The organism is Saccharopolyspora sp. NPDC002686 (genome assembly GCF_040295745.1).
GTDB lineage: Bacteria > Actinomycetota > Actinomycetes > Mycobacteriales > Pseudonocardiaceae > Saccharopolyspora > Saccharopolyspora oryzae.
On record NZ_JBEOVY010000005.1, the window covers coordinates 51,446 to 60,342 of the forward strand.

1 protein-coding gene is annotated in these 8,897 nt (G+C 63.9%); it reads right to left on the reverse strand.

The window, feature by feature from the left end:
• Window position 1: 1 nt before the first annotated feature.
• A complete protein-coding gene (locus ABTZ89_RS01590) occupies window positions 2–8,863 on the reverse strand; it encodes a toxin glutamine deamidase domain-containing protein (protein WP_351038874.1) in 8,862 nt (2,953 codons plus the stop codon).
• Between the last annotated feature and the right edge of the window lie 34 nt (window positions 8,864–8,897).

The window sequence follows — 8,897 nt, forward strand, 5'->3', positions numbered from 1 at the left end:
CTCAGTACTCCATCGCATACAGCTCGTTTGGCGGCTTGCTGATGTCAGCCGGTAAACCGTCCTGCCCGTCGAGGTAGACGACTGCACCGTTGGGGTGCTTGTGCACGTTGAAGAAGTGCCCGATCGGCGCGCCTTTCCACGTTACCCCGACGGACGCCACGAATCCCGGCGGCTGCTGGCTGACCTCATGGCTGAGCTGGTTGTACCCACCAGGAACCTGCTGGAACTTGCGACCGGGATAGCCGTTCAAGGCCGCGCCGTTCTCCACGGCGTTCAACGTCATCGGAGTCGCCGGGTCCACTTGATACGGGTTGTTGCCCTTGAGGTGGGTCGCGGTGGCGACCGTGCAGTACCCGCAGTTGTTGTCGTGCCCCGCAGTGCCGTTGTCCCAGTTCTGCTTGTTGATCTGCTGAACACCGGGGTAGTACTGCTGCATGAAGTCGTTCGCCGCTTTAACGTCGAATTGGCCGTGCTGATCGACAAAGGTCTGCGCGCTAACCACTTGCGGTTGCTGCTGCTGTTGTTGCTGTTGCTGCTGCTGTTGTTGCTGTTGCTGCTGCTCTCCTCGCCGCTGCACTCGCTCCTGCAGCCGCTGTCGCTGCTGCCGTCGACTCTGCGCCGGCCGCTTCTGCACTCGGTTCGCAGGAGCGACGAAGGTCTGCATGCTGAGCACTTCCGGCGGATGCGTTTGCTGGTCCTGCGCCGGCATGTGCTGCACGTCCACGACCAGATCGGACTCCGACGACGCCGCCGGCTCGAACGGCTCGAACCTCCTGACGGAGTTGTCCGCATGCTTGATCTGAAGCGGCCGCCCGAGATTGGTCGCGATCAGTCTTGCCACGAGCTCACCGGTGTGCCCGATGCGCCCAGAGCGCGGGTACGGCCCTTCCGCCAGCGCGACCGCCAGCGGGGGCACGTCCGCTTCTTGCTGCGCCTTCAGAGCAAGCTCGGTGGCCGGTTGAGCGTCGAAGGTGTTTTCAGCCGTCGTTTCGGATCGGAACTGCTCGATCCCCGCCGAGATCGTGTCGGCCCGCAGCTGTTCGGGGCCACCGGCATACGGCACGACGGCGTAGAGCGACGTCGGCCCCACAGGTGGCAACGATCCGAACCCATCCAGATAGCTGGCCTTAAACTGCTCGAACGTCCGCTGCAAGGCAGGCGCCGACACCCCGCGGGTGTCAGTAGCGGGAACCGACTCGCTCTGCGAACTCACCTCTTGCGCACTCGATATCCCCGCAGCCTGCCCGCCCCGACCGGAGGCCGCATCGAAAGCAGACTCCGCACCACTCGCTCCAGCTTCCTCGCGCACGGTACCCTGCTCAGCGGCCACCATCGGCCAATCCGACCCGGCCGACAAGAAATCGCCGGGCTCCGACCAGACGCGCGTCGACTCCTGATCAGACGGCGCCTCGCTCTGACGGGCATCTTCGGTTCGCGAATCGGGAATACCACCGGAGGCGGACTCGGCGGCGGTGCTTACCGAACGCTCCGAAACACCAAGGCTTGTGAGCGATTGAACCGAACTACCCGGCCGAGAGGTACGCAGGACGCTGTCCCCGCTACCGATGTGGAACAGCATCGGACTCTCGGAAGCCGTATTACCCGAGTCACCTTCTGCATCATCGGAATCCGAAATCCGGTCTGCGTCCAGTTCGGGTTGAAGCCGCTCAGCGACCCGCCCATCGCCCGGAATTTCGGCCGGAGCGTTCTGCGGGGTCTTGCCACCTCCCCCGGAATCCAGCGCCGGAGTTACTTCCTCATCATAAGTTCTCCGCTGCACCTGGGCGCCAGCCTTCGAGAACTTGCCATGGGTAGTTTCGTGGACCACGAGAGGCCGTCGAATCGCAGGCGGCTGCGGCCGCTTCGGGATCTCGAGTTCGATCGCACGGATTTCATCGGTCGTCAGGATGGTCTCATTCCGGACGCTGCTGGATCCGTCGGGGTAGTGGGTTATCAGACCAGCGTTGTGCGCCACAAGAATGTAAGGACGACCCGAGCGGCCATCCCACGGACCGTTTCCGATTTCTTCCCGCGCAGCGTGCACGGTCATGTAATCGTTGTCCAATCGGCGGGCTGCGTCGGTGAATGCCGCCGATCCACTCCCGCCTGCCGCATGACAGATCAACATCAGCAAATGCAGGTTCGGATCGGTACCGCGGAGGAACTCGTACTGAGGAAATTCCCGGATGGTCCGGTAAAGTCCCGACCCAAGGACGTCAATATCGACGATACTTCCATCGGAAGAAAGAAGGTGGACTTCAAACTTGTTCACTCCCTGCGCGGAAACCCATCCGTGTGTGGCAATCCAGATCATGTTGGCACTTGCCGGCCACGACGTCGGCACGCTGCGCATCCGACGTTCGGCGCTGGTGATGAATTCAGGAATGAGCAACTCATTGGGAAGAGTTCGCATGAAGTTGCCGAGCTGGGTGAACGACCGCGCCCACGTACCCATACCTTCCACATAACTGGGTTCGATGTGCATCGAGAGGCCACTGGGACCGCCATCGCGGTTGAACATCAACGACCGGACAACTTCCTGCGGTGAGTAGTGAACTAATTGCCCCCCAGTCTTCAATGTTCCAGAGAGGCGTGGGGTCGACCTAGCGGGATTCAAACGAGGAAAATCCGGAGTGAAAGCAATCCGAGCGCCATTTACCCAGCCGACAATATGACCGATGGCGGTTCCGTCCATTGTTCCGTCGAAACGACCGCTAGCGTTGACCCAAAGATCGCGGAAGCGACTGGCGATCGGCCTGCCATTGGAGTTCGTCACAGTTAACGTGCCGTCAAACATTCCGGTGAATTTACCGACGACCGAACCCGTAATACCCCCCTCGAATCTCACCCCTTGAAGACTGACGTTTCCATGCAGGAAGTCGGCATTGGTACCAGAACGGGGAATCTCAAGCCGTTGCGAGACACGGGACTGCCCAGCACGAGATGAAGGCACGATACCGCCACCGACTGCGGCCGTGGACACACCGCCGACCAACCCCGGCTGTCTCTCAGGTCTCCTCCCAACGAGATCGGCGCTGCCGTGGACGAGGTCCGTGCCGCTTCGAGCGATCGCGTGAATGCCGGGATCAGCAATCGGCCGGAGATCAGTACCGTCCTGTCGCGGCTGGGCCGATTCCGCACTAGCGGTCAAGGAGAGCTCCGGCGTACCGGCCGGAGTTGCCTCCTCGCCGCTGCCCCGGCGCGGGACCGGCCGACCGGAATCATCGCCACGGCGACCCGGCGGAACACGTCCGCTGCCGGGAAGCCAATCACTCTCTGAATCGTCTCCGAAGGGGAGAGTCTGCTGCTCATGGTCGGTGTACCGGGTATCGGGGTAGTCGCGGATCTTGCGTGTCCCGTCATCAGCGACGTAGCTGGATACCCACCCCTTGTTGTCCTCAACGACAAGAGTGGGCACATATTTCCCCGTGACGGCGTTTCCCACGGCGACAGTGCCTGCTGGGGCGAAGAACTCATTGGGCAGCCCCATCGCCTGCGCCATTTTCGCCCAGTCAGGCAGCGCCTGGGCTTGCTTCCCACCGATCTTGCAGACCGTGAGCAGCAACTCGCGACCGGGACTCGCCGCGTACATCTCCTGGAACTCCGGGCGCTGAACGAGCACGTACAAGAACGTGCCCCCGGACATATCCACACTCCCGCCGAAGTGGGCGACGTGCATGCTGATCTCATTGCTATTTCCGTGCGTGCTGAGCAGACTGGGGCCGACCCGAAAGAGCCCGGTGGCGCCCGTTCCGACGTCGGTGATCCTGCGCACCACGAGCGGCCAAGGCGCTGCAGCCTTGCGGTGAGCCGGATCGTTCGCCGGGTTTTTCCGCAGCTTCAATAGCTGCTCTGTTTTGAGCGCCTCGCCGTCCCGGGTGCGCACCACGTCCCGAATACCGTCGAGGTTCGAGCTCACCGTCCTGTCGATCTGCACTTCTCGCGATTCGTGGATGAAGGTGAGGCCGTTGATCCACGTGACCCCGCCAGCGGACATCTTGAACACCGCCTCCGGCGCGGCTTCCTCCGGGTAGAGCTTCTGCTCCTTCCCGCGACCGTCGGTCACCTTCACCGGCCGGTCGTTATCCGGAATGAACCTCGAATCCGGCAAGTACTTCTCGAAGAAGCGAATGTTACGGACGTTGCCCATGGAATAGACCGCTTTACTGGACCGGTTCGCATCGCTGTAGGAATACCAGCCCCGGTTGTCCTCGACACCGAACCTCCCGTCCGCCAGCTGAGTGACCTTCCCGTCATTGCCCATGACAACGACGTCCTGGCGGACTTTACGCAGTTCCTCAAAAACGCCTCGCAGCGCACTCTTAGGCGCCGAAAGCACAACGACGGTGAGATCGTCCGCGTCCCAGGCGAGATCCTGGAACACACGCAAGTTCCTGGCCACGAGCCCCAGCACGGACGGGGGGATTTCCGCCGAACCGCTGCCCTCCTCGCGCACCAGGACGTAGGCACCGTCGCGCCAGCCGATGTCCAGGTACAAAACGTGGCCGGGCAACTTGGACTCGCCGCCGGGCCGTTTGGTGCGCCCCGCCGCCTGCTCCGGGGTCTCACCGGGCAGCGTCCGCACCAAGATGTCTGATTTGCTGGTCAGCGAGTAATTGTTGTGGCGACGGAACGAAACGCCATGGACGAAATCGTCGGTGCTGGGCATCGCCTCGTAAGTGTAGGCAGCCCCCTCGAGCAAGATCCTCTTGCGCTGATCGCCACGAGCACTGATCCCACCAGGGTTGGTTGAACTCCCCGCGATCGGAACCGTCGAACCCGGTCTAGCGTGCCTGTCGTAACCAGACCCGCTAGTACTACCGACCGGAGGCGCCCCACCCGGCAAACCCCGCTGCTTCAACGAAGCGACAGCCCTCGCCAAATCATAATCGTTCCTCGGAGTCGCCCCTTCCCCGCTCTCCCACAGCGCACGCCACTCCGCATACCTCAAATGCAGATCATCAACCGACATCGACCACTGGAATCGCTTCTCCAAAACAGACCGCACAACAGCAACCTGATGACCGTCAAGCCGCTCCGGCACCACCGACGACTCACCACGCTCCATCCCCGCAATCCGAAGACCACCGCCCTTCTGACCAGGCTCGCTGCGGGGACGCGCAAAAGCGCTCTCCGTCGCAACGGCTGGTCGTCCACCCGGCCCTGCCGTCCCGGGGAACTCGATCGCGCGAGACCCAGTCGCGAGAGACTGCTGCCGCAGCTGCCGGTACGGGGCTTCGAATTCCGAGATCGCGCGGGCTTCCTCGGGCGTCAGAATGGTTTCGCCCCGGATGAGGCTGGAGCCATCGGGGAAGTGGGTGATCACGCCGGCGTTGCGCAGGACGCGGAAGTACGGACTGATCGAGCCTACGTCGCGGATCGGCCCGTAACCGACCAAGTCGAGTCCAGCGTGGACGGTCATCTGATCATTGTCCAAGCGCCGAGCCGCCCCGATGAAGGCCGCCGATCCGCCCAAGACTCCCGCGTAGCAGACCAACAGACCCAGGTGCTGGTTCGGGTTGCTACCACGCAGGTGCTGGTACTGCGGGAGCTCCCGGATCGTCCGGTACAAGCCCTCACCATCGACGTTGATCTTGACAACACTGCCGTCAGATGAGAGGAGGTGGAGGGAGATCTTGCCCGGAAGTCCATGCGTGGAAATCCAGATCACCTTGGCGCCCGGCGGCCACGGAGTCGCCCCCCGGCGGTGACGGAGATCATCGATGTCCAAGAGGGTGACCGTGTCGTCGTCCCCAGGCAGAGTACGCACGAAGCTGTTGAGCTGATCGGACTTCCACGCCCAATTGGCTATCAGTGCCAGTTCACCGGGTTCGGCATCCAGGGAAAGCACACTAGAATCGCCGCGTTGGTTGAGCAGCAACGTCCGCACTACCTCTGTCGGCCAGTAGTTGACGATTCGTCCGTCGTCTGTGGTTCCGGCGAGATGCGGGGCCGGACTGGTGGGGTTCGACCGGAGCGGCGCCGGGGTGAAGGCAATCCGAACCCCGTTGACCACGCCGGAGATCTTGCCGAAGGCGATTCCGCTCATCGTGCCGGAGAACGCGCCGTAACCGTTGACCCGGCGATTGCGGACGAAATCGACGACCTTCCTGCCGCTGGAGTCCGTCCTGGTGACGCTGCCGTCCAGATGACCGATGAAATTGCCGACGACCTTGCCCGAAATCTTCCCCTCGAGTCTCACCCCGTCGAGATCGACGCGGCCGTGGACGAAGTCGGCGTTGGTGCTGCCTTGAATGATCGCGCGATTCACGGTACCGGCGATCGGCTGGGAATCGGTCAGTTCATGGGCAACCGCATCGTCCTGCGAGGGCGGGGCCGGAGCCGCGGCATCGGTACCCGAAGCATCGCCCGACGCCCCTGGAGCATCCTCCTCTTCCGATTCCTCGGCAATAGCCGCGAGCGGCGCCCGGAGGTTGTCGTGAACAGGCTCAATCCGGTCAAGGTCGAGAACGAGCGTGTCCTGTGCCGGGGCCTGCTCCGCATCCCGCGGTGACGCTTCCTCGGGAATGGCCGCAAGCTGCGTTCGGTAATCACCGATGGCCCCGACGTTGCGGCGGCCCCGCTGCCGGCCGCCGAAGGGCTCGGAGTCGGATCGCTTCACGTCGAATTCCACCGGCGTTGTACCGACCAGCGCGTTGTCGCCTTCGAGGCGGTGTTCCGTCCAGGTGCGCGCCAGGTGCGACTTCGAGTGGACGACGACGTCGAGCTTCCGGGTCGCGGTGTACCGGTGCCAGACTTCGCCGCGGATCTTGGTCGAGTGGGCCCGCTGAGTCGCGTTCGACATGCCCTCGGACGTTGATTTCCCGCGCGCCGCACTGGATTCGGGTCCACCGAAGCTGGGGTTGTTGAACACTGCGGCACCAGCACCGGAGCTCAGACCGCGACCGTTGTTGTCCGAGTTGCTCTCCGCGCGGGTTTCACCGTCCTCCGAGGTGTGGGCCTTCTCTGTCCAGTCGAACTGGAACTGCGGATCGGTCAACCGCTCCCGGACCTGGACCTTGTACGTGATGGACTGGAACTTGTCCTGGACCGGGAATTCCACGGTGTACCCGTCTTTGGAGAGCAGGCGGCCGTCACCTCCGAGATTGGCGACCTGCATGTCCGGGGAGAGCAGTGCATCGATCGTTGCCCGGTGCGGGGTGGCGGGCCCGAACCATCGCCGCACCAGGTTCGCATTGCCGTGAGACGCGGCGATCACCTCCACCAGGTCCGCACTCAGCTGCTCGTCACGGGGCGCCTTGGAGACCTGGAAGGATGGTGTGTTCCGGGCGGCCGTGGTGATGTCCCCGTGTCGCCTACCGGCCCCAGCTGCGAAACGCCGGGTCAGCAGGAACTCCGGCGCGTCCAGGTCGGCCGTACCGCGCACCGTCCTCAGTTCCGGCGGCAGCTCGATCTCCCGCTGGTCCGGGTGGCGGTACGAGTGCTTCCCCAGGTGACCGTCGCTGACAGTGGACAGCGGTAACGGCGGCATCTCGACCTTGTGCACGGTGAACTCCAGGTCCACCGGTGCCCGCAACGAGGCTCTCGCATTGCTTTCGCTCCGGTCCTGCCGGTAGTCCTCCAGCCCCGTGGACTGCTCGCTTCCGCTTTCGGCGGACCAGCCCAGCGGTAAGCCGGGCAGCAGCGACACCTTGCCCGGCGTTTCCGGGCCGACGCTGAACCCGAGGCCGAACGACGCTGTGCGCGCACTGCTGTCGCCGACCTCGTGCGAACCGTTGACCTCGGAATACCCACCGGCGTTCGGATCGTCGTAGTAGACGCGCTGAACGTCGCCCGGAGCTGATCTCGCGTGGACGGACAGCTGGTAGTAGCTCGTTCCGAACCAGTCCGAACCGAAGAACTGTCGAGTCCAGCCGCCGTTGAGCGCCTGGTCAATGCCCGCCGGGGAATCGAGATGCCGCAGGCCGCGCGTCTCGTTGAACAGCGGTGGCGGTGTTCCCGAACCGGGATCCCAATTGGGGAACAGCTTCGGTGCCGCGTGAGCCAGCGCCCGGATCGCCCGGTCCGACGTCCTTTCCGGCACGTCTCCGCCTGCGGGCTGCTCCTGATCGATGGTGAACCCGGTGACCACGACGTTCTTGTCCATGCCCTGCCCGATGTCGCGCAGCAGTGGCAGGTCGGGGCCGAGGTTCTCGATCCGGGTGGGTGCGGACGGTTTGGTGTAGAGCACCCCGTCCGGGACGACCAGCTCGATGAAGTCGCCGCTCGCGCCGGTCGGGTACGGGCTGATCGCATCCCACTTGGTGTTGGGCTGCCCGAACAAGTGCTGCCAGGCATCTGCGCTAATCCGCACCACCAGGTCGCCGGTGAACAGTACCGGCTCGATCTGCCTGGACGCGCTCGTCTTCGTCGCACCTGCCAGGGATTCCTCGTCGCCAGCCGACGTCGTCACCCCAGCAGCGGCCGAAGCGTCCCCCACACCGTAGATGAACGTCGCGCCGAGCTCGGCCGAGTTGCTGGCGCTGTGCTCGTGGGACACCACCGGCGCGGACTTGATCAGCTGCTCCCACTGCGCGTTTCCGGCCACCGGACCCAGCTGACGCTCGTTGTACACCCGCATCTCGACCGCACCGCGCTGCATGCGGTCGAACACCAACCCGGCGCGGCCACCGTCGTCGCGGACCTGGGCACCGTGGAACATGCTGGCGAATCGCGTCTCCCACCACGCCGGATCGAGATTCATCAGGTAATTCGGCTCGTCGGTCCCCCGGACGAGTTTGCGCCGCGCCCGCTCGAATTTCCCATCCTTCGCTCCGCGCGCCGCCTGGACCTGCCTCGCCCGGAACTCCTGGTTGGCCCTGTCGTAGAGGTCAACGGCCGAGACCACGGCCGCCTCACGCATGTCGACCCGGTCCCCGCGCACGTTCCCCGCGGCC